The 19,981-nt window shown below is 68.3% G+C and carries 21 protein-coding genes and 1 pseudogene; 8 read left to right on the plus strand and 14 right to left on the minus strand.

Annotated features, from left to right (window positions below; genetic code table 11):
• Window positions 1–139: 139 nt before the first annotated feature.
• A complete protein-coding gene (locus tag ACIBKY_RS43990) occupies window positions 140–601 on the plus strand; it encodes a GbsR/MarR family transcriptional regulator (protein ID WP_397106721.1) in 462 nt (153 codons plus the stop codon).
• Window positions 598–1,722, plus strand: coding sequence for an FAD-dependent monooxygenase (locus ACIBKY_RS43995; RefSeq protein ID WP_397106723.1), 1,125 nt, complete (start codon window positions 598–600; stop codon window positions 1,720–1,722). The genes ACIBKY_RS43990 and ACIBKY_RS43995 overlap by 4 nt, the downstream gene beginning before the upstream one ends.
• Before the next feature lie 45 nt (window positions 1,723–1,767).
• On the opposite strand, the pseudogene ACIBKY_RS44000 reads toward ACIBKY_RS43995, so the two are convergent.
• Window positions 1,768–2,730 (minus strand): annotated as a pseudogene (locus ACIBKY_RS44000) (alpha/beta hydrolase); the annotation flags it as partial.
• A 776-nt stretch (window positions 2,731–3,506) separates the two neighbouring features.
• Window positions 3,507–4,115, minus strand: coding sequence for a TetR/AcrR family transcriptional regulator (locus ACIBKY_RS44005; protein ID WP_397106725.1), 609 nt, complete (start codon window positions 4,113–4,115; stop codon window positions 3,507–3,509).
• Between the two features lie 130 nt (window positions 4,116–4,245).
• Between ACIBKY_RS44005 and ACIBKY_RS44010 the strand changes: the two genes are divergently transcribed.
• Together ACIBKY_RS44010 and ACIBKY_RS44015 are read left to right on the plus strand one after the other, a co-directional pair.
• Window positions 4,246–4,902, plus strand: a complete 657-nt coding sequence (locus tag ACIBKY_RS44010; protein WP_397106727.1) for a hypothetical protein — start codon at window positions 4,246–4,248, stop codon at window positions 4,900–4,902.
• Window positions 4,903–4,966: 64 nt separating this feature from the next.
• Window positions 4,967–5,584, plus strand: a complete 618-nt coding sequence (locus ACIBKY_RS44015; protein ID WP_397106729.1) for a stage II sporulation protein M — start codon at window positions 4,967–4,969, stop codon at window positions 5,582–5,584.
• A gap of 273 nt (window positions 5,585–5,857) precedes the next feature.
• Here ACIBKY_RS44015 and ACIBKY_RS44020 read toward each other — a convergent pair whose 3' ends face one another.
• The 3 genes from ACIBKY_RS44020 to ACIBKY_RS44030 all read right to left on the minus strand — a co-directional run bounded on the left by ACIBKY_RS44020 (window position 5,858) and on the right by ACIBKY_RS44030 (window position 8,453).
• The gene (locus tag ACIBKY_RS44020) at window positions 5,858–6,271 is read right to left on the minus strand and encodes a Dabb family protein (RefSeq protein WP_397106731.1); all 414 of its coding nucleotides are present in this window, start codon (window positions 6,269–6,271) and stop codon (window positions 5,858–5,860) included.
• Between the two features lie 39 nt (window positions 6,272–6,310).
• Entirely contained in the window at window positions 6,311–7,525 is a 1,215-nt protein-coding gene (locus ACIBKY_RS44025; protein WP_397106733.1) for an MFS transporter, read from the minus strand.
• Window positions 7,526–7,883: 358 nt separating this feature from the next.
• On the minus strand, window positions 7,884–8,453 hold the full coding sequence (locus ACIBKY_RS44030; RefSeq protein WP_397106735.1) for a TetR/AcrR family transcriptional regulator: 570 nt from the start codon (window positions 8,451–8,453) through the stop codon (window positions 7,884–7,886).
• A gap of 158 nt (window positions 8,454–8,611) precedes the next feature.
• Here ACIBKY_RS44030 and ACIBKY_RS44035 point away from each other — a divergent pair, with 158 nt between their 5' ends.
• Entirely contained in the window at window positions 8,612–8,812 is a 201-nt protein-coding gene (locus tag ACIBKY_RS44035) for a hypothetical protein (RefSeq protein ID WP_397106737.1), read from the plus strand.
• 131 nt (window positions 8,813–8,943) lie between these two features.
• Here the strand turns inward: ACIBKY_RS44035 and ACIBKY_RS44040 are convergent, their stop codons facing one another.
• Together ACIBKY_RS44040 and ACIBKY_RS44045 are read right to left on the minus strand one after the other, a co-directional pair.
• Complete coding sequence (locus tag ACIBKY_RS44040; RefSeq protein ID WP_397106739.1) at window positions 8,944–9,801, minus strand: hypothetical protein; 858 nt, start codon at window positions 9,799–9,801, stop codon at window positions 8,944–8,946.
• A gap of 223 nt (window positions 9,802–10,024) precedes the next feature.
• Complete coding sequence (locus ACIBKY_RS44045; protein WP_397106741.1) at window positions 10,025–10,573, minus strand: PadR family transcriptional regulator; 549 nt, start codon at window positions 10,571–10,573, stop codon at window positions 10,025–10,027.
• Window positions 10,574–10,782: 209 nt separating this feature from the next.
• On the opposite strand from ACIBKY_RS44045, the gene ACIBKY_RS44050 reads away from it, so the two are divergent.
• Both ACIBKY_RS44050 and ACIBKY_RS44055 read left to right on the plus strand, forming a co-directional pair.
• Window positions 10,783–12,420: an MFS transporter gene (locus ACIBKY_RS44050; RefSeq protein ID WP_397106743.1), complete on the plus strand. Its 1,638-nt coding sequence runs from the start codon at window positions 10,783–10,785 to the stop codon at window positions 12,418–12,420.
• A 46-nt stretch (window positions 12,421–12,466) separates the two neighbouring features.
• The gene (locus ACIBKY_RS44055; protein ID WP_397106745.1) at window positions 12,467–13,309 is read left to right on the plus strand and encodes an NAD(P)H-binding protein; all 843 of its coding nucleotides are present in this window, start codon (window positions 12,467–12,469) and stop codon (window positions 13,307–13,309) included.
• A 176-nt stretch (window positions 13,310–13,485) separates the two neighbouring features.
• Here the strand turns inward: ACIBKY_RS44055 and ACIBKY_RS44060 are convergent, their stop codons facing one another.
• The 7 genes from ACIBKY_RS44060 to ACIBKY_RS44090 all read right to left on the minus strand — a co-directional run bounded on the left by ACIBKY_RS44060 (window position 13,486) and on the right by ACIBKY_RS44090 (window position 18,922).
• Window positions 13,486–13,965, minus strand: a complete 480-nt coding sequence (locus ACIBKY_RS44060; protein ID WP_397106747.1) for a TspO/MBR family protein — start codon at window positions 13,963–13,965, stop codon at window positions 13,486–13,488.
• Window positions 13,966–14,007: 42 nt separating this feature from the next.
• Window positions 14,008–14,463: an SDR family oxidoreductase gene (locus ACIBKY_RS44065; protein ID WP_397106749.1), complete on the minus strand. Its 456-nt coding sequence runs from the start codon at window positions 14,461–14,463 to the stop codon at window positions 14,008–14,010.
• Between the two features lie 1,060 nt (window positions 14,464–15,523).
• The gene (locus ACIBKY_RS44070; protein ID WP_397106751.1) at window positions 15,524–15,712 is read right to left on the minus strand and encodes a hypothetical protein; all 189 of its coding nucleotides are present in this window, start codon (window positions 15,710–15,712) and stop codon (window positions 15,524–15,526) included.
• A gap of 47 nt (window positions 15,713–15,759) precedes the next feature.
• The gene (locus ACIBKY_RS44075; protein ID WP_397106752.1) at window positions 15,760–17,058 is read right to left on the minus strand and encodes a hypothetical protein; all 1,299 of its coding nucleotides are present in this window, start codon (window positions 17,056–17,058) and stop codon (window positions 15,760–15,762) included.
• A 26-nt stretch (window positions 17,059–17,084) separates the two neighbouring features.
• Window positions 17,085–17,555: a SigE family RNA polymerase sigma factor gene (locus ACIBKY_RS44080; protein WP_397106753.1), complete on the minus strand. Its 471-nt coding sequence runs from the start codon at window positions 17,553–17,555 to the stop codon at window positions 17,085–17,087.
• A gap of 306 nt (window positions 17,556–17,861) precedes the next feature.
• Window positions 17,862–18,434 carry a type II toxin-antitoxin system PemK/MazF family toxin gene (locus ACIBKY_RS44085; RefSeq protein WP_397106754.1) on the minus strand — a complete coding sequence of 191 codons (573 nt, stop codon included), beginning with the start codon at window positions 18,432–18,434 and terminating at the stop codon, window positions 17,862–17,864.
• Between the two features lie 134 nt (window positions 18,435–18,568).
• Window positions 18,569–18,922: a hypothetical protein gene (locus tag ACIBKY_RS44090; RefSeq protein ID WP_397106755.1), complete on the minus strand. Its 354-nt coding sequence runs from the start codon at window positions 18,920–18,922 to the stop codon at window positions 18,569–18,571.
• 153 nt (window positions 18,923–19,075) lie between these two features.
• Between ACIBKY_RS44090 and ACIBKY_RS44095 the strand changes: the two genes are divergently transcribed.
• On the plus strand, window positions 19,076–19,921 hold the full coding sequence (locus ACIBKY_RS44095) for a hypothetical protein (RefSeq protein WP_397106756.1): 846 nt from the start codon (window positions 19,076–19,078) through the stop codon (window positions 19,919–19,921).
• Window positions 19,922–19,981: the final 60 nt, after the last annotated feature.

The following is a 19,981-nucleotide window of genomic DNA, read 5'->3' on the forward strand; positions in this document are numbered from 1 at the left end:
GGCGAGAGAACGATGGCGGCCGAGTGAGCCGGACGGCCGGTGCGGCGATCCAGCAGAACATGGGAAGACCTGCGGGCCGACCAGGCTTCCCGGTTCACCCTCTTGCTGGATACACGGGTTTTATCTCATACTAAATCTCGTGAAAAGCGTGGAAGACGACAAGCTGCTGGAGTGGGCCGAGCAGGTGGCCATGTACCTGGCACGCGACGGTGTGCCACCCATCGCCGGGCGCATCCTCGGCTGGCTGATGGTGTGCGACCCGGCCGAGCAGTCGGCCGGGCAGATCAGCGCCGCGATCGGCGCCAGCCGCGCCTCGCTCACCCTCAACCTGCGACTGCTGACCGGCATGGGCTTCCTGTCCTGGCGCACCCGGCCGGGTGATCGCACCATGTACTACCGGATGGCCGACGACGCCTGGCATGCCGTGGTCCGCAAGCAGATCGCCGGGATCACCGCTTTCCTCGACATCACCCGCCAGGGCCTCGACCTGGTCGGCCCGGACGGCGAGCGCGCCGCCCGCATCCGCCAGGCACAGGCCACCTTCAGCTGGATGGCCGCGGTGTTCGACAACGCCCCGCCCCTGGACCAGGAGGAACCATGACCGGCCACGCCATCGTGATCGGCGCCGGCATCGGAGGGCTCGCAGCCGCACTGGCCCTGCACCGCATCGGCTGGCGGGCCACCGTGCTCGAACGCGCACCCGAGCTGGGCGAGATCGGTGCGGGCATGTCCCAGGCCCCCAACGCCCTGCGCGCCCTCGACGAACTCGGTGTCGGCGAGCGGGCCCGCCAGGTGGGCGTGCCCACGCACGCCACCGCCAACCTGCGCACCGCCAACGGCCGCCACCTGCAACGGGCCCACCCCGTCGAGCCCTCGCCCCTGCTCGCCTTCCACCGCGCCGACCTGCACCGCCTCATGATGGAGTCCCTGCCCGCCGGCTGGATCCGCACGGGCTCCGAGGCCACCGGCATCAGCCAGGACCGTGGCAGCGCCGCCGTCGGTGAGCTGAGCGCCGACCTGGTCATCGCCGCGGACGGCATCGGCAGTACGGCACGGCGCCTGCTGTGGCCCGATGCCCCGGCACCCCGGTTTCTCGGCCGGACCGCCTGGCTGGGCGTCGCCCCGATCGACGGGCTGCCGGGCAGCATGACGCTGGGACCAGGCGCCTACTTCCTCATCCACCCCCTGTCCCGGGGCCGTGCCTACTGGGCCCTGGTCGCCACCGCCGACCGGCCCGGCATTCGCCACGCCGACGAGAAGGCCGAGGCGGCCCGCCGTACCCAGGACTGGCATGATCCGATCCCCGGCCTGATCGACGCCACCCCCGCCGACGCGGTGATCCACATCGACATCCGCGACCTCGACCCGCTGCCCACCTACGTCAACGGCCGCGTGGCCCTTCTGGGTGACGCCGCGCACGCGATGAGCCCCGACCGCGGCCAGGGCGCCGGTCAGTCGATCGAGGACGCCGTCGTCCTGGCCGCCGCCCTCGCCACCGAGCCCACCGTCGAGACGGCGTTGCGCCACTACGACGCCGCCCGCCGTCCCCGCACCCAGACCACCGCCCGTGGGGCCCGCGCGGACGGCCGCCGCGCCACCTCCCGCGCCGCCCATCGGGCACTGACCACCATGATCCGGCTCACCCCCGCGTCCCTGTGGCGGCGGGGCATCGCGCCGGACGCCAACCCCACCTGGCGCTGGCGTCCCCCGCGCCTCGGCTGAGGCCGCCGATCACCGGACGAGCCCGCGAGTTCTCCGTGCCGCTGTTCAGGACGGGCCGGGCGGATCGAGCGGGAGGGTGGCTGGTGTGGGTCGGGACTGTGGCGGCGCCGGTGTGCTCGTGTAGGGGACCGCGGGGCAGCGTGTGCCGGGAGGGGGAAGCGTCTGGTCGATGAGGTATCGGTCGATCGTGCCGCGGGTGCACTGGCTGCGGTTGTAGATGCTGTGTCCCCAGCCTTCGTACGTCAGCAGCCGTGCCTCACCGCCGATCTGGCCGGCCGCGCTGGCTGCCCAGGCGTGGCCGGTGGCGGGGTCATGCCGTGCGTTGCCCAGGAGCAACGTGGGGGTGCCATCGATCCGCAGGCGGTGTTGCGGGTTGGGGATCGGGACGGGTTCGCCGAGGCAGCCCATGGTGAAGGAGAAGGTCAGCGGGCTCACCCGCATGTCAGGTGCGATGCGCTGCGAACGGCGCAGGAGGGCCGCGAACTCGCGGTAGTTCCGGATCGGCAGATGGAAGTCCTGGCAGACGATTCGCAGGGGGTTGGGGACGAGACCGTCCGCGCGCGGGGTCCGGCGCTGCGTGAGCTGACGTGTGAAGATCTCCGGCAGCGCTTTCGAGGGGGTGGCGCCGCTGTCGATCGCGACCATCGTCTCGGCGAGTTCCCGCCAGTAGGGGCCGTAGGCGGTCTGGAAGGGAAGCCTGATGAGGTCGAGAGTGCTCAGCGTGACGGTGGGGTGGCCGGGGTGGTGCAACTCGCCGCGTTCGGCGCGGGCGAGCAAGTTCGCCCAGAACGCGCGTAGGTCGCGGTCATGCAGTACGCAGGCGCTGTCGCGTTCGCACCAGGCTGCGAACTCCTCGAAGGAGTCCTGGGCCGTGGCGGCCCCCGTGTTGAGGAAGGCGGCGGTGCGCAGGCTGTGGTCGATGTTGCTGTCCAGGGCGAGCGCCCGGACTCGGCCGGGGAAACGCTCGGCGTACAGCTGCCCGATGAGGGTGCCGTAGGAAAGGCCGTAGTAGGTGAGTTCCTGTCACCGATGGCGGCGCGCAACGCGTCCACGTCGTTGACCACACTGAGCGTGTCGACGTGGTCGAACAGGGGTCCGGTCCGGGCGCGGCAATCGGCGCGGAGCCGGTTGTTGTAGTCGAGCCATCGATCGAAGTCGATCTGGCTCTTGAGGAAAGGGTCGGCTGGTGCCTGCCGCATGAGTTCGGCGGAGCAGACCACGGGAGTGCTTCGTGCCACGCCGCGAGGATCGAATCCGACGATGTCGAATCTCCGGGTGATCTCTTCGCTGAAGTAGCTTCGCCGTCTCAGGGCGAAGTCGACCCCCGATTCGCCGGGACCACCCGGGTTGATGATCAGGGAGCCGATTCTGGCTTGGGGGTCGGTGGCCTTGCGCCTGGCCACGGCCAGGTCGATGGTGGGGCCGCCGGGGTTCGCCCCATCGATGGGGACGGTCAGGGTGCCGCACTCCGCGGTCGGGTTCTCGACGCAGGGTGCCCAGGCGATGGCCCGGCCGGCCGACGTAACGGCCGCAGCCGCGTTTCCACGAGGGATGAGGACCGTCATCATCAGAAGAACGGTCAGGACGCGAACGAATCTTGTCATGCTTCTCCGCTCGTCAGGTGGGGTTGGCCGACCGCACCGGTTATCGGAAAGGCGATTCGTCCCGATTATCGATCATGCACGGCAGCTGCGCCCATGAGGCGTGAGGATGACATGACTGGTCGTCCCTTCGAGGGATGTCGATGAGATGGTGTCCAGTTCTCGCTGCCCGGCACGAACGGGTCAGGATGTTCCGGAGTTCAGGACCGCGTCGACCGCCATGTAGAGGGTGTCGTTCTCGGACTGCAGGATCGAGCCGTCGGAGGGGAGGGCTCGCTCCAGCGCGAGGCCGTTCAGGACGGTAAGGAGGAACTTCGCGCGCCGGGAGGTGTCGCCGGGGGTGAGAGCGCCTTCCTGCGTGAGCACCGTCAGCCAGTACTCCACGCGACGACGCCCCTCCCCTTCGAGGGCGAGATACGCCTCCCGCACGTGTTCGGTCGGTTCCGGGGCGATGAAGTGTTCGTGGATGGTGCGGTGCGCCTCCCGTGCGCCGGCGCCGACTCCGGCGGGGGCGAGGACCTGGCGCAGGCAGTCGGCAAGGCGGTCACGGGCCGGCACGTCCCGATCGTGGATCCGGTCTTCGGGGACGACGACGTCGTACAGACGGGTGAGTACCTCGTCCTGGAGCGCCCGCTGTGTCGGGAAGTGGAACCGGAGAGATCCTGTGCTCACTCCCGCGCGGGCGGCGACCGCTCGCACGCTGAGCTTCGCCCCGGGGTTTTCCCCGATCAGCTGCATCGCCGCCAGGAGAACCTTGTCCCGGCTGCTGAGCCGCTCGTTCTGTTCCGTCATCACCTGAGCCTCCGCCTCACTCGTTCACAGCACTATCACACTGTACTAGCACGCTGTGATAGCTTGTCCATTATTCCGGGTAACACAGTGTGTTAGTCGAGTGCTGATGAAGCGACGAAGTGGAGGAAACGTGTTGAAGGCATGGCGGCGCAGCCGGGCGATCCGGCGGGTCAAGCGCGGCGACGGGCGGCCTCTTCAGCGGTATCGCTGGTGGCAGTTGCCCTTGGGGCGCGCGCTGTTCCACCTGCCGCCCTCGTCCGATGGCCGGAGGCCGGGGACATACGCCGTCGACGTGCGGCACTGGGGCAACCAGTCGGGCGGCGAGAGTACGGCGCACCTGTATCTCGACGGTCGCCATCACGCCCAGTCGAAGATCCCCGCCGTGTTCCCCCTGGAGTGCGGCGTCATCGAGGTCGCGACGAGCAGCTTCGGGATCAAGCGCTGCCATTTCGTCACCACCACGGGCGAGGAGCACCAACTCGTTCCCGACCCGGCATCGGGAGAGGGCAGGCGGGCCCGGCTCCAGCGTGATCATCCGACGGTGAGCCGCATGATCGCCGCCGCCTCGGTCGTGATGCTCGTGATCGGCCTGATGCTGAACCTCCCGCAGATCATCGGGCCGATCTCACGGGTGCCGCCCATCGCCGAGAACCTCGGCACCTTCACTTCCCCCATCCACCTGCCGCTCTGGCTCAACCTCACGCTCGCCCTCGGCGCCGCGCTGGCCGGCATGGAAAGGGCACTGCGTCTGCGCCACCACTGGCTGCTCGACGCCGGGGGCAACTGACCGCCGGGTGGCCCGCTCCGGCAGACGCCGATGACACATCACCAGAGAAACGGAGACGAGAATCATGAACCTCCTTCGCAGGCCATTCCAGATCATCCGTGCCGACCCGCGCGCGTACCTGCTGATCAACGCCCTTGCCTACGGCACGCTCCTCCTGGGCATGGCCCTGGCCCTGATCTTCCCCGATCTCCACGCCGCGCGGACGTCCTCCTTCGTCGACGGCGGCCAGGGGGCGCTCGTCGACACCGTGATCGGCAGCCCCTGGATCTTCGGCGCGACCATCTTCTTGGTCAACGTGTTCGCGACGGCGCTGCCGCTCATCGTCCTGCCGTCCCTCGTGATCCCCTTCGCGGGCCTCGTGGTCTTCGTGATCAAGACGATCGACATAGGGATCCTCCTGGCGCCCGTCGACCGGACATCGGCGCTGATCCTCATCCCGCACTCGCTGACCATGCTCATCGAGTTCCAGGCCTACGCGCTGGTGATGTTCGGCGCCTACCTGCTGGGCAGGTCCTGGCTCCGGCCGGCGACGGTGGGGGCCACCACGCGACGACAGGCCTACGTGCGCGGTCTGGGCCGGCTTGGCCGGCTCTGGCTGGCGGCGCTCGCGCTCTTCGTCATCGGCGCGGTCTACGAGGCCGTCGAGATCTACTTCCTCGTACCGCTGGTGCTCGGCGCCTGAATGTCCCCATGGCGACGCCGATCGAGGCTTCCGGGCTCGCCCGCCTGAGCGAGTCCGGCCGGTCAGGCGTCACTCAGATCTGGTTCAGGCCGCCGTCGACGTACGATCGGGTGGCGGCCCTGGGTCGCCGCGTACACGCCGAACTCCCGCGGCATCTCGCGCCATTGAGCGCCGGTCCTGAACCGCCGGATCATGCCCGGGCTGGGCAGACTGCCGGAGGGCGCCCGTCCCGGCCGGGACGGGCGCCCTCCAGTTCAGAGTGTGACGCGGTGGTCAGGCTCCGTGCGGGCCCGGCGCGGCGCTTCCCTTGTACTCTCCCAGGTCGGAGACCAGCTCCGCGATGTCGGGGATGTTGTCGTAGCGGCGCTGGTGCAGGGCGGCGATCTTCGCGCCGATGTCCGGGTCGGGGTCGTCGGTGATGTCGAACGAGGTCATCTTGTCGATCAGCGGTAGTCCGATGCGGTCGGTGTGGAGGTGTGCGGGGTGGATGAGGTACTCCCAGTAGCGGTCGAGGTCCTCGATCGCCCAGGTGGCTCCCCACTCGTACTCACCGCCGTAGTCGCGGCCGACGACGAAGGACGTCACGGGCGGGATCTTGCCGTGGTTGCGCAGGCTCTGGAGGGCCTCCTCGAGCTGTTGCGGTGTGACGCCGGGCTTGAGGGTGAAGCGGATGCCGTGAATGATCATCGGTCTTCCCTTTCTGGTGGTGTTGGTGGTGATGGGTTGTCAGCCGGCGGCGGCGCGGGCCCTGCGTGCCACCCACGGTGCGAGGGCGGCGAGGGCGGCTGCCGCTGCCATCGCGATCCCGGTCCAGGTGAAGGCGGCGGTGATGCCGGCGCTCCGGACCAGGGGTTGGATGACCAGTGGGGACAGGAACTGTCCGAGGAAGATGCCCGTGACCAGGCCGCTGAGGACCCGGCCGCGCTGGTCGGGGTGGGCGAGCTCGCTGAGGCGCAGGTTGAGGTTGGGGACGGCGAATCCGACCCCGAGGCCGCCGACGAGCAGCCCGGCCGCGATCTGGCCAACGGCGTCGGCCGTGCCGACCAGCAGCCAGCCCGCGCCGAGCAGGGCGACGCTGACCGCGGTGATCGTGGCGGACCTCAGTCGCCGGCGCAGTGCCGGGAAGGCCAGAGCGCCGATCGCGCTGGACAGGGTGCTCCCGGCGATCACCGCGCCGGTGAGGGTGGGTCCGCTGCCGTGGCTGCTGAGCAGGAACGGCAGCTGGGTGGGTGCCATGTAGAACGCCAGCGTCACGACCAGGGCCAGCGCGTACACGCCGAGGATCCTGCCGGTCATCGGCGACCGCCGAGGACGTGGGAGGCCGGGCGCCGCCGTACGCCGGCTCGGTGGTTCCCGGCGCAGGGCGCCGATGGCGAGCGCGGCGACGCCGGCCGAGGCGAGGTAGATCCAGAACGGTGCCCGCCAGGTGGCCGTGGCCAGCAGTCCGGCCAGTGGCAGGAAGACGACACCGCCCAGGCCGGCGAAGGCCTGCTGCAGCCCGAGGAAGGACGCACGCCGCGGCCCGGCGAACCAGTCGGTGATCGTCGCGCTGACCGCCGTCATGATTCCGCCCACCGCGATGCCGAGCAGCGCCCTGGTGGCCAGCAGCAGGTACAGGTCGTTGGCGAAGAATCCGGCGGTGCCGCTGATGGCGTACAGCACGAGGCTGGAGACCAGCAGCGGGCGGCGCCCCAGGCGGTCGGCGACCAGCCCGGAGACGGGGGCGCTGACGGCGATCGCGAGGGAGGTGACGGTCAGCGCGAAGCGGACGAGGAGGTCCGCGCCGGGGGTGTCGGCGAAGGCCTCCCGCATCGCGGGCAGACTGGGCGAGATGATCGCCGGCGCCATGATCGTCAGCATGGCCGCCGCCAGGATTGCGGCGCGCGCCGGGCGTGAGGGCGCCCGCTGGGACGGGGCGGGCTGAGTCGAAACGGATGCCATGGGAGGGCTCCTCTCGCGGGATCGGCCGAGAGCGCCCGGCCGGAGGGTCAGTTCCAGAGCGTGACCATGAAGGCCAGGGCGAGGGTCAGGACGGTGAGCGTGGCCGCCCAGGCGAGGCGTTCGGCGCGTGGGGTCGTCGGGGTGGTCATGGCGATCTCCTCAATCTCCAGATATGTGTGGTCAATCACTCACTCTTTGGTCCGAAAAAATGGCCACCGGGGACCGGTGACGCGGGGCGCTCAGCGCCACAGCATGAACAGCACCACGTCCAGAACGGCCAGCGGCGCGAGCGCGGCCCAACGGATCACGACGGTGCGGGTCATGTCATCACCTCCTTCGGTCTACCTCGGAACGGATGTCAGTAATGGCGCAGGCCGTCGCTCAGCACCCGGGCCCAGGGAGCGTCGACCTGGTGGGCGTCAATGGCGACCACCAGATGGCACAGCATGCCCCTGGCGAAGAACTGCTGGATATCGGCCTCCGCCGCACCGGAGACACCTCGTACGTACTCGACCAGCCGGGCGTAGCCGACGCGCACCACCTCACGGATCGCGGCCTCCGAGGCCGCCGCACACTGCGCGTGCAACTTCACCAGGAGCAGATTCCGGTCGGCGACAAGCCGGGCGTAGGCGTCGCCCATCGCATCCAGGACCTTCTCCGGCGAGCTGCCCCCGGCCGCGGCGGCGCCATCGCTCAGGCTCTCGCGGATCAGGGCGAAGCAGTGCTCGACCACCGCCACGAACAGCGTCTCCTTGTCGGGAAACAGCCGATAGACGTAGGCCTGCGAGATGCCCGCCCGCTGGGCCACATCCATGGTCGTGGTCCCGAAGTAGCCCCGGCCGGCGAAGGTGCTGACCGCTGTTTCAAGGACCACCTTCTTCCGTTCGTCGGCGGTCGACAGCTGTCGTCGGGATGGTGATGTCGCCATGTGAGTAATAAACCACTCACACTTTTGCCTGTCAAGCCCGGCTCGGAGCCTCCGCTCATCCCGGCCGAAGCGTCCAGCTAAGTTGCTCACGGCTGTCCGCAGGTTCCTCAGCCCCGTTGACCGGCGCCGCCGTCACCGGCGTTCAGGCTCGTGGGCCGATGCCCAGCGTCAAGTGGCTCTGCGGGAAGCCGATCGTCAAGAAGCTCATCCCCGCGTGCTCGAACGGCAAGTGGGAGCTTCCGATGATCAAGAAGATGCGATGCATCCAGGGGCACGCGCCGTACGTGGGCATCTTCGGCATGTCGAAGCTGACGTACTGGTCGATGAAGTGCTTCAAATCCGAGTGGCAGAGGTGGTAGCCGACTGCCTCAGTGGGCGATGCAGCCCCCTGTGCTGTCGCCGTCCCGCAGAACTACCGAGTCGCGCGGCATCGTGAGGATGAAAGGCGTCATTGATCGGATGCGAATGGCCGCTGAATGAAAGGGCGAGCTCACGTACCGCAAATGGCGTGCGAGGTGATGCCTCTCGGGCCGGTGTTGCCGGGGTGCGCACGTGCGTAGATCGTCCAGGAGTCCTGCGCGGAACGGTAGGAGTCGGTGATCGTCACGCCCTGATGGGTGTCGTACCAGACGCCGCCCCCGCCTCCGCCGAGGAGCGTGGTCCCCGCCGGGCAGGTCGCGGTGGCCGGTTTGTACTCGCCCGGGGCGACGACCGCACCCCCTCCCGAGACGATCTGGGTCGTCAGGCCGCTGCCGCAGATGGCGATGGGCTGGATGCCGATGATCTCCGCGTTGTGGTTGCGGACCCGGATGAACCAGCGATCACTGACCGAGTCGCTCAGCGGAAGCGAAGCGTCGATGGAGACGTTGAGCGGGCCGCTGATCCACTGCCCGCCGCCGAGGATCCGCATCCCCGCCGGGCAGTCCACGGAGGCCAGCTCCTGGCCGCCGTTCGGGGTGACGCTGACCGCGCTTCCGTGGACTTGCCGGTACGCGGTGAGGCCGCTTCCGCAGACCGCGTAACCGGTGACATAGGCGTCGCTCGTACCGTTGTTGCGCACGGTGGTCTCCCACGTGCCGCGCCACGGGACCGAGCGGGTGATGACCACGGTCCCGGAGACGGGGTTGCTTTCGCCGCCGCCGAACACCTGCGTCCCGGCCGGGCAGGTGGCGATGGCTTGGGCGGTGCCGCCCGCGGGCACCCTGACCGGCGAGGACTGGACGAAGACGGGAGCGTCCGCGCTGCCGGCCACCGCCGAAGTGGACCACGGTTCGATCTTGGATGGCGGGGGCTCGCCGGGCGGGATCGGCCCTGGCAGGTACAGGCCGAGGGCGACAGTCAACGCCATGACCTCAGCAAGAAGGGGCATACGGATCTCCCGCCGTCATCGTGATCGCCTCCGGGCCCATCCCATTGTGACCGCGCAAAGGGAAAGCAAGGGGCGAAACGCGTAACCGCCGAGGGGCCCGGGTTGCGGAGGCGGGAAGAGCTTGATCCACTGGACGCGCGGGCCAGGTCTGGTCCTGATCCAAGAAACAGCTCCCAGCCGTCCTGGCCGACGGTTGCTTTCCTCAGCGGTCGGGAGCCCGCCATGTGATGTCTCCGGTACGCAGATCGTCAACGAACGCGCGTACCCAGGTGAGTTCGGCCCGCAACACCGTGCGTAGGTATTCGGTCTCGATGAGGTGGATGCGCTCGACGCGGTCGGCGACAGCCGCTTGGGTCTCGTTGTCGAGGTGGGCGAGCTTGCCTTCGAGAGTTTTGATTCGTTTCTCGAGTGCCGCGCGTGTTTCTTCGGGGGAGATCGAGTTGAGCAGAGCGAGCGCCGCGGGAAACTCCGGGTACTCATCAGCGGGGGCGGCCAGCATGTCGAGCATCCACGCCCTGGCCGTGTCGGCGCCGGCGCGGGTGGTCTCGTATACGGTCCGCTCCGGCCGATTCTCGTTGCGTGAGGTCTCCTTGACCGCGATCAGTCCGGCACGTTCCAGGCGCTCGATGATCTGATAGATCGCGTTACGTTGCGTGACGTTGATGACGAGGTCCTTGCCCCATTCGCGGATCCGCTGCCGGACGCCGTAGGGATGCATCGGAGACTCGTCCAGCAGCAGGAGCACGGTCATCGCCAAGGGCGATCGTCGCGGAGATGGGCTCGTCATCGCGGCTGATGCCCCTCCCTCTGTGACGGTTCCGTCCTCGCTCATCGTAGTGGCTCACCCAAGGCTTGCCGTACCTTGTATGGTCATATTATGGTTATCCATCAAGCAACTAATCATTCTATGACGTCCATGGGTGGGCCGTCGGACGGGAAGCGAGCGGGACGGGGGTCCTCGTGAGCGCGCTACTGGAGGAGACCGAGCAGGTCAAGACGCCCTTGCGGAGCTATCTCGCCTTGGCGGTCGTCGTCCTCGCGACGTTCATGGACATGCTCGACGTCGGCATCGTGATGATCATGGTTCCCGCCATTCAGGAGAACCTGCACGCCGGCTACGCGGCAGGCCAATGGATTCTGGTGGGGTACGGCCTGGCCTTCGCCGTACTCCTGATCCCGGCGGGCAGGCTCGGCGACATGTTCGGGCGCAAGCTGATCTTCCAGATCGGCGTCGCGGGCTTCGTCGTGATGTCGCTGGCCTGCGGCCTGGCGCGATCACCCGAGACGCTCATCGCCTTCCGCCTCTTGCAGGGCGGCTTCGGCGCCCTGATCGCCCCGCAGGTCCTGGCCATCATCCAGGTGCTGTTTCCGCCGGCCCGCCGGGCGCCCGCCTATCTCGCCTACGGCCTGACGATCACCCTCGCCCAGCTCCTCGGGCCGTTGCTCGGCGCGTTGCTGGCCGAGGCCGATGTCTTCGGGATGGGCTGGCGGAGTGTCTTCTTCATCAACGTCCCGATCGGGATCCTGATCCTCGCGGGCGCCGTGCTCTGGGTTCCCGAGTCCCGCTCGGCGCAGCGGGTGCGGCTGGACGTCGCGGGCTTCTTACTGATCGCCGCCCTGTCGGGCCTGCTCATGTACCCCCTGCAGACGGGACGGGAGAGCGGCTGGCCGAGCTGGATGCTCCTCATGCTCGGCGCCGCGTTGCCGGTCCTGGTGCTGTTCGCCTGGCTTGAACGCCGCCGGGGCGTGCACGCCCTGGTGCCGGCGAAGCTGTTCCGGCTGCGTTCCTTCAGCGCCGGGACGATCATGATGCTGCTGCTGTTCACGGCGATGGTGTCGGCGTCGCTCATCGTGATCTGGTTCGTCCAGCTCGCCTATGAATGGTCACCGCTGAAGACGGCACTGACCATGCTGCCGTGGTTTGCCGGCATCGCCTTGTTCGGCGGGATCTCAGTGAACTTCGCCCAGCGCCTCGGCCGCCTGCTGATCGGCGGGGGCATGCTGGTCATGGCGGTGGGCATGGCCGTACTGAGCCTGATCATCGCTGCTTCCGGATCCGACCTGCAGCCATGGGAGCTCGGGGCCGCTCTGTTCGTCGTCGGCTGCGGGATCGGCCTGGTACTGCCGAGCCTCATGGACGTGGTTCTCCTCGAGATCCCGGTCGACGACGCCGGCGCCGGCAGCGGCGTACTCAATGCTGTCGATCAGTTCGCCGCGGCGGCCGGCGTCGGCGTCGTCTCCCTCATCCTGTTCGGTCTCCTCGGCGTCGGCGCGGCAGCCCAGGCCGAGCGTTCCATGCCGGAACTGACGGCCGCGCTGACCGCGCAAGGGATCCGCCCGGCCGAACAAGCCCGCATCACAACCGAGTTCCGAACCTGCCTCGTGGACCGCGCGAAGGCGACCAACCCCTTCGACGTACCGGCCAGTTGCCAGGTCCCCAGCGCACAGATCCCGGCGGTCGCCGAGGCCGGCCAGGCCGCCACTCGGCGCAACTTCGCCGATGCCACCGCCGACACCCTCTGGTACCACGTCGGCGTTCTGCTGCTGGCCGTGCTGCTGTCCCCGCTCCTTCCTCGAGGCCGCTCCGCCAAGCAGTAAGCGCATGACCACGTCAACGACAGCGAACGAAGAGAGGACATCGACAATGACCATTCTGGTGACAGGGGCGACCGGCACCGTGGGGCGTCGCGTGGTCGAGCAACTGCTCGCCGCCGGGCAAGAGGTCCGGGCTCTGACCACGCGAGACCCCAGCGTCGTGGACATGCCGAAAGAGGCGCACGTCGTGCAGGGTGACCTCACCCGGCCCGGGACGTTGACGGCCGCGCTGGAAGGCGTGGAGGGCGTGCACCTGTTCTCGGAGGTGGCAAAGGCCGCCGAGGAGTTCGTGCACCTGGCACAGAACGCCGGAGTACGACGCGTCGTCGTGTTCTCCTCGCAAGCCGTGGCCCATCCCCGGGACTTCGCCATGTTCAGCGTCGCCTACCACACAGCGGTCGAACGGGCGGTTGAACGGGCGGACTTCGAATGGACCATTCTGCGGCCGACCGGGTTCGCGGCCAACACCCTGGAATGGGCCTCATCCATCCGAGAAGAAGGCGTGGTCCGCACGCCGTACCCGAACGCGGCCCAGGCCCTGATCCATGAAGCGGACATCGCGGCGGTCGCGGTGAAGGCGCTGACCGAAAACGGCCACGCGGAGCAGAAGTACCTGCTCACCGGCCCTGAACCGATCAACAAAATAGACCAGGTCAAGGCGATCGGCGGGGCGATCGGCCGCGACATTCGATTCGAGACGTTGTCGCCGGTTCAATGGCGGACGTTCATGGTCCCCTACGCGGGCGAACTCGTCGCGGACATGATGCTCGGCCACTGGGCGGAAGCCGACACGGAGCCGGAAGCGGTCGACCCCACTCTGGAACGGGTACTCGGCCGCCCGGCTCGCACCTTCGCCCAATGGGCCCTCGACCACCGGAGCGACTTCAGTTAGGAGCCGCGTCGGCTGGGAGCCGCGTCCCAAGCTCGGCTCCCAGTCGGTCGCTGCGTTTGAGGTGATGATGGGTGCCGGCTCGGCTAAAAAGGGGTGCCGGCGTCGACCGTCTCGCGGCCCTGCTGCAGTCCATCGACACGGTACGGCGCGCCGGCACCGTCTCCGTCAGCCGTACCTCAGGAAGGGTTGAGCTGCCAGATGGCGAGGTTCAGCGCCGCGGCGTAGCTCACCCAGAGCAGGTACGGCACCAGCAGCAGCGCCGCCACGCGGCGGATGCGCCAGAACAGCACGATGGTGGCCACGATCAGCAGGCCGAGCGCCACGATGTCGGCGAAGGCCAGGCCATACTGACCGGCGGCGAAGAACAGCGGGGTCCAGGCGGCGTTCAGCACCAGCTGGCCGCCATAGACGACGAACGCCGCAGGGTCGCGGCGGGTGCTCCAGGCGAGCCAGCCCGACACGGCGATCAAGGCGTACAGGACGGTCCAGGCCGGGCCGAACAGCCACGGGGGTGGCGCCCACGCGGGCCGCCGCAGAGCCAGGTACGTGCTGCCCGCGTCCATCGCCGCCACGGACCCGACGGCGGCCACGAGCACGACGGCCACCACGAAGATCGGCAAGGTGGCCCAGGTGCGGACCGGCTGGTTGATGACCATACGTTTCTCCCTGCCCGCAGGGGGACGAGCGACACGGATCGGTCAGCCGGGGAGGATCTCGCCGCTGTAGTAGGACGACAGCCGGGCGGCGGCGAAGAACACGTACGAGGGAGCGATCTCGTCGGGCTGGGCCGGACGGCCCATCGGCGCCTGCTCGCCGAAGTCCTCGACCCGCTCCCGCGGGAAGGTGGCGGGGATGAGCGGCGTCCATACCGGGCCGGGCGCCACCGCGTTCACCCGGATGCCGCGTTCCAGGAGGTTCTGCGCCATCGCCTGGGTGAAGGCGTTGACCGCGCCCTTGGTGGCCGAGTAGTCGAGGAGCGTCTTGTTGCCGCGCAGGCCGTTGACCGAGGAGGTGTTGATGATCGCCGCCCCTTCTCCCAGGTACGGCAGCGCCGCCTTGGTCACCCGGTAGTAGCTGTGGATGTTGACCTCGAAGGTGCGCTGCCATTGTTCGTCGGTCAGCTCGTCCAGGGACGACGCCGGCGCTCGATACACCTAGTGCTGTCCGGGACGGACGGCGCGGGCAGGACCTTCCTGGCCCCCGTCTGGTCGCCGGCCGCCTGAACGGCTGCGACGCGGACGTGAAGCGGTGATGAAGACGCGCCTTGGTACACCGGAGGTCTCACGCCCGCCAAAGAGGGGAAGCCGGCCGAACTGAGAGACCGGCGTGGGCGCGATGGCGTTGGCCCGCTCGGGTCGGTCAAAGAAGCACTAGGCACACCCCTCAGAAAAGGGCTACTCGCCAATCGAAAGGAACATAAATGCGTTCAAGGCGGCAATACATGCTGAGAGCGGCATTGGCATTGGTGACGTTCGCTGCTCTCTTCGCCGGTCTCCAGATCGGCATCTACTCGGCGGCGGCGTCAACCGTCACACGGGCGGGGTCGAATGCCCTCGCCGTGCCGCATGCATATGTACACGTCAACAGAGCGAGCGCCCAGGTGCGCAGCATCTCATTCCCGCGCACTCCCGCAGGCGCCGCGGATGCGCGAAACTACGTTCATAATCGGGACAGATGCGGCGACGCGTTCTGCACCATACAAGAGGGCCCTACCGGGTACTACAACGTATGGCGGTTCAGCGGATGCGGCGACTTCGCTCTGGCATACTTCAACGGACGCTGGGACGCACACAATCACGGGTCGCTGACGGTGAATGCCCTCAGAAGCAACAAGACGGTATTCGGCTGGTACCGGGGAGGCACGGGATATATCGTGGACTGGACCCCGGTCTGGTATGTGCGAACCTGCGGATCGTAACGCAGCGTGCGGCAAAATCGTGAAGAGGGTGCGGCGCTGGGAGTGGATCTCGGCGCCTCATCTCGTAAGCTGCAGCAGCTTCGGCGCTGATCGTCTCCGCCATGACAATCTGCGGATGGCAAAACTCGTCCGCCCACTCTTGAGTGACGCCCGTACCCCATCTGAGCACTTTGAGGAGGTGCTCGGCGTCCATGCAGGCGCTCCGCCGGCAGGCGACCGCCGTCGTGGTGGCACTGACCCGGGCCGCAACCGAACGCGACCTCGCCCGCCGGGATGGGCCGTCAACTGCTCCAAGGTCAATTGCTGTGTGCGTCGGCCGTCCATGCCAGGATCCGCGGACCGACGTCGTGTTCCTGAGGCAGACCGCCGACGGCCGTGTCCCGCTCGTGGGAGACGAACAGCTTGTGCGGGTACTCGGCGAACTCAACGGGGAACCCGAGCACCGCGACGGCGGGCCGCAGATACGCCTGCGCGTCACGGGGCAACCTCGCCCCGCCTCGTCGTGATCAGGCCTGCTTCGCGCTGCACGGTGCTATTTCTCGGACGGGACGGCTGACAGGTTCAGTATCCAGAACTTGGCCGGCTTCTGCTCCTTGGTGACGCCCCAGTAGAGGATCGTGCTGGCTTCCGACGAGGTGCCGACGCCGCTCCAGTCACCGACTCTCGTGATCGTGGCCTGCTTGCCGGTGTTCAGGTCGTACACGGCGTCCCCGTCCTGCAGGAAGCGGTCGAGAATGGGGTAGGGGGAGAGCCCGCCCATGAACCCGGCCTCTGCCAGCCTGCGGAATCCGCTTCCGTCGGGGCGCTGGATGATCACCCCGTTGTCGAGGCGGCCCTGGCACCAGGTCGGACCGCATCGCAGGCCCGTCGTGCCCGGTTTGACGGTGATCCTGGTCTCCGTGCCCTCGGCCAGGTTGACGATCTTCGTCTGGTTGGTCTCCAGGGTGGCGGGCCCTTCACCGACGTCGCCGGCCCAGGGCCAGCGGATCAGGTGCAGGTTCTCGTCGCTCAGCAGCTCGATGGTGCTGCCCACGAGCGGTTTGCGTTGCACTCCGCCCTTCACGGCGGACCAGACGACCTGGGTTCCGTCTAGTCCGATGGCGTCGATGGCGTACTCGCTCGTCGTGTAGATCTTCTGCGCCTTGCCACCGGACAGGGGGGCCCACCAGATCTCCGCGACCCTGTTCCGGTTCTTGTCCGTGCCGCTCGCGTACCAGGCGACGTTCGTGCCGTCGGTCGTGGCGCTCTGCGGGAAATACGTCGTCAATCCCTTGGTCTCCGGCACCTCAGTGACCAGCCGTGCCTTGCCGGTTCTGGTGTCGTAAATCTCGATCTTTCCGGCCCTTTCGAACGAGGACTCCGCCATCAGTAGCACCTCGGTGGCGTTGATCCCGGTGACCGGGCGATAACGCCAGCCGTCGGCGTTCTTGGCGGGCATCGGAAAAAGCGCCTTCGGCCACAGTCTCCCGACCGGCGTCGCCGCGGAAACCCTGGGCGTCTCCGTCACGGTCCTGGTGGGTTCGGCCGGGTCGTGCCCCTCGCCGAGCCGATGGGTCACCGAGGCCGTGGGATCCGTGACCGCCCCGCGATCTTCCTCGGCTGTGGGCCGGGTGGCAGTCCCGCGACCTTCGCCGCCCCCGCTGGCGAAGATCCCCTTGGCTGCGGCCGTACCCGCGCCCACCACGACCACCACCGCGGCCGCCGCCAGCAACTGCGCCCGCCGTCTGGTCCTGCGGCGCCTGCGCTCGCCGACCCCTGCCAGGAGGTCGGACTCCGGTGCCCGCTCGGCCGCCTGCCGCAACGCTCCCGCCAGATCGCCTTCCGTCCTCATGCCCGCCCTCCGCTCGTCTCCTGATCTCATGTGCGTCCCCTTTCGAGCACGGCGGGCCTGATCCTGAGTGTGGCGAGCGCCCGGAACGCCTGGCTGCGAACCGTTCCACGAGAGATGCCGAGGATCACGGCGATCTCGTCATCCGGGAGGTCTTCGTAGTACCGCAGGACCAGCACGGCCCGCTGTCTCCTGGGCAGGGTGGCAAGCTCCTTCCAGATCTCGCCGAACGTGTGGGTGTCGTGGTGGAGCCCTTCCGGGACCTCGCCGGTCACCTGCTCCTTGCGCCGCCTGCGCCACCAGCTGATGTGCTGGCGGGCCATGGTCGTGCGCACGTACGCCTCGGGGCTGGCCTTGTTGCGTACGCGGCTCCAGGTGCCGCCCACTTTGAGCAGGGCCTCTTGGACGAGATCGGCGGCGTCTTCGGCGTTGCCGGTGAGCACGTAGCCGTAACGGAGCAGGGCTGAACCCCTGCTCCGGACGAAATCTTCGAACTCCACACCACCAAGACGCATGAGCCGCTCGCTCTGTTGCAAAGCTCTTTACCGTCTTGGCGGCGTGGGACTGGGCCACTGGTTGCAGGCTGGTTGAGGTCCGTGGGAGAACGGCGCGGGTTTGGGAGCGTAGCAGGGCAGCGGCGCGCTCTCCTGCGAAGCGACCTCGGAATTTCGACATGGGTGAGCACAGAGGCGGATGCGAGGCTCTGCCGCGCCTCCAGGACGTCCCGAGGGCGGGGACCCAACGGGCTGGACGGGTTCCCGTCGCTGGGCAGCAGCTGATGCATGCCGTCCCATCTCGTGCGGAGTTCAGCGCGGCTTTGGCGCGTACACCCAGCCCGTTCGGTGCTGCCGTCGCACTCCCTGCCAGCTCGCCGTGTCGCATGGGCCGGCGATGCGGTGGAAGGCTTGATCGTGGAGGAAGTGGGTTCCCGACAGGTCGATCCAGCTGTCCTTGCGGGCCCGCTTATCCCAGGGCCGGGTGGGGATGGGCACGCAATCGTGGCGGTGGGACTTGTCCTGGCTGGTGATCTTCAGGACCTCGACGCCGGCGCCGTGCGTGCGTACCACCAGGCAAGGCCGGACCTTGGATCCCGATCCGTCAGCGAAGGGGACGGCGGCCCACCAGATCTGGCCCGGCGCCGGACGGGAATTCCAGGAGGAATCCGGCGGCCTCTCGTGGACAACCGGTCTCCGCCCTGCGACCCATACCCCGAGCCAGGCGATCAGGGCGAAGAAGCCCACCACGCATCCGAGCACCAGGAGCAGGTCGACGACACCCTCGGCGGCTCCTGGTGAGCCGGTGGCCCATGAGAGGCACGAGACCATCACGAGGAGACAATCTAGAACTCCTCCGGCGGGGTGAAAGGCACTTTTCGACATACACCTAAATTCCTCTCTATAAATGGCCATTTCGTAGAGGCCGGAATCAAGGGGTGCGACTGCCTGCCGTTCGGTGTGCCGCTGCCAGGGCACGGACGCCCTGGCAGCGGCCGGTTGCGGTGATCGTGCGGCTGCTAGGACAGCCAGTAGGAACGGATCCAGCCGATGCCGTCGGTGGTGCACGAGCAGTCCACGGCGGTGAACCAGACCCGGCTTTCGGTGTCGTAGGCCGCCCGGCACGGTCCGGTGACCCGGGCACCGGCCGGCTTGTATTTCCGGGCGATGGAGTCGGTGTCGGGGTTCTCCTGCACCGGGGTGTGGTTGTAGCGGACGAAGTACACACATCCACCGCCGGCAGACGCCGCGTGGGCGCTGCGCGTGGTGAAGGCGGAAGTGGCCGCCTGCGCGCCGGTGCCGGCGGAGGTCACCAGTCCGGCGGCCAGCACTGCCAGTGCTCCGGACATGGCCATGCGTCGTGTGATCGACATTGCGGGGGCTCCTTGTCTTGCCGGGCCGGAGCGACCTTGTTCGCGTCCGGCGCCATGCCAGCATCAGGACCGTGACCAGGCCGAACGAAGCGAGTCGCGGTGACTCGCGGAAATTGGCGGACAGGGTTACGCCCGTGCGCCATCATCTCTGCTGTGCCCGAGGACCTCTCGCCAGCAGAGATCAGGTTCTATGACGCGTTCGAGGACGCGCGGCGGCAGGCGGGCGGGCCGACGGCTGACAAGATCAGCGGGCTGGTCCGGAGGCTGCGCCGCCTGCCATCCGCCGCCGGGCGGCCACTCCCCGCCGCAGCCGAGCCGCCGCAGGTGCCCGCCCCGACCATCCGGGGATGGATCAAGCGCGAGCGTCTGCCGCGCGAGGAGGAGAGCCTCCTCCTGGTCATGACCGTCCTGTACGGCCTGCGGGCCGAGCATCGGCGCCCCCAGCCCGATCGACCGGACAGCCGCGCCTTTCCGCAGGATTTCTGGCGCAAGCTGTGGCTGGAGGCCAAAGCCGGCCGCCACGAGCGGCTGAACGAGCCCGCTTGCGCGGAGCCGCCCCCAGACCACCAGGGCGCATCGAGGGCGGCAGGCGGCGATCAAACCCGGGCCGAGTCCTCAGGTGCGGAAGAGCAGACCCTGAGCCCGGCCGTCCCATCGCCTGCCGGGGCCCGGCCTGGACGTCATCTCCTCCTGAGCATCTGCGGTGTCGCGCTGGCCGGTGGCGCTCTGCTCATCTTCCTGGCGGGGCCATCGGGCCAGCCTCAGCGGCAGTGCGCGACCGTCACGGCCGCGCCGTCCGCGCCGGTCTGGGAGGATCTCGACCAGCCGAAACTGAAGGACAAGCGCTTCGGCGAGCAGGTGGAGCTGTACCAGGGCCTGAACTCCCTCAGCACGACACCTGCCTCCCACCAGGCGGTGCTGCTTCGTGAGGGAGGCAAGAACACCTACGGCTGGATGCTGAAGGCCCACCTGCGACCGAGTGCCTGCAATCCGCGCTAGCGAGATCTTGACCTCATCGGCGGCAAGAGCAGCCCGTCACTGACCCGATTGAGGGCGGCG

It is taken from the genome of Nonomuraea sp. NPDC050394, assembly GCF_044459065.1.
Lineage (GTDB): Bacteria > Actinomycetota > Actinomycetes > Streptosporangiales > Streptosporangiaceae > Nonomuraea.

Coding starts and splice junctions, on each gene's coding strand:
- ACIBKY_RS43995 (WP_397106723.1), top strand. CDS start 598: ATGACCGGCCACGCCATCGTGATCGGCGCCGGCATCGGAGGGCTCGCA.
- ACIBKY_RS44005 (WP_397106725.1), bottom strand. CDS start 4,115: ATGACGGAACAGAACGAGCGGCTCAGCAGCCGGGACAAGGTTCTCCTG.
- ACIBKY_RS44015 (WP_397106729.1), top strand. CDS start 4,967: ATGAACCTCCTTCGCAGGCCATTCCAGATCATCCGTGCCGACCCGCGC.
- ACIBKY_RS44020 (WP_397106731.1), bottom strand. CDS start 6,271: ATGATCATTCACGGCATCCGCTTCACCCTCAAGCCCGGCGTCACACCG.
- ACIBKY_RS44025 (WP_397106733.1), bottom strand. CDS start 7,525: ATGGCATCCGTTTCGACTCAGCCCGCCCCGTCCCAGCGGGCGCCCTCA.
- ACIBKY_RS44030 (WP_397106735.1), bottom strand. CDS start 8,453: ATGGCGACATCACCATCCCGACGACAGCTGTCGACCGCCGACGAACGG.
- ACIBKY_RS44035 (WP_397106737.1), top strand. CDS start 8,612: ATGCCCAGCGTCAAGTGGCTCTGCGGGAAGCCGATCGTCAAGAAGCTC.
- ACIBKY_RS44040 (WP_397106739.1), bottom strand. CDS start 9,801: ATGGCGTTGACTGTCGCCCTCGGCCTGTACCTGCCAGGGCCGATCCCG.
- ACIBKY_RS44045 (WP_397106741.1), bottom strand. CDS start 10,573: ATGACCGTGCTCCTGCTGCTGGACGAGTCTCCGATGCATCCCTACGGC.
- ACIBKY_RS44055 (WP_397106745.1), top strand. CDS start 12,467: ATGACCATTCTGGTGACAGGGGCGACCGGCACCGTGGGGCGTCGCGTG.
- ACIBKY_RS44060 (WP_397106747.1), bottom strand. CDS start 13,965: ATGGTCATCAACCAGCCGGTCCGCACCTGGGCCACCTTGCCGATCTTC.
- ACIBKY_RS44075 (WP_397106752.1), bottom strand. CDS start 17,058: ATGAGGACGGAAGGCGATCTGGCGGGAGCGTTGCGGCAGGCGGCCGAG.
- ACIBKY_RS44085 (WP_397106754.1), bottom strand. CDS start 18,434: ATGTCGAAAAGTGCCTTTCACCCCGCCGGAGGAGTTCTAGATTGTCTC.
- ACIBKY_RS44090 (WP_397106755.1), bottom strand. CDS start 18,922: ATGTCGATCACACGACGCATGGCCATGTCCGGAGCACTGGCAGTGCTG.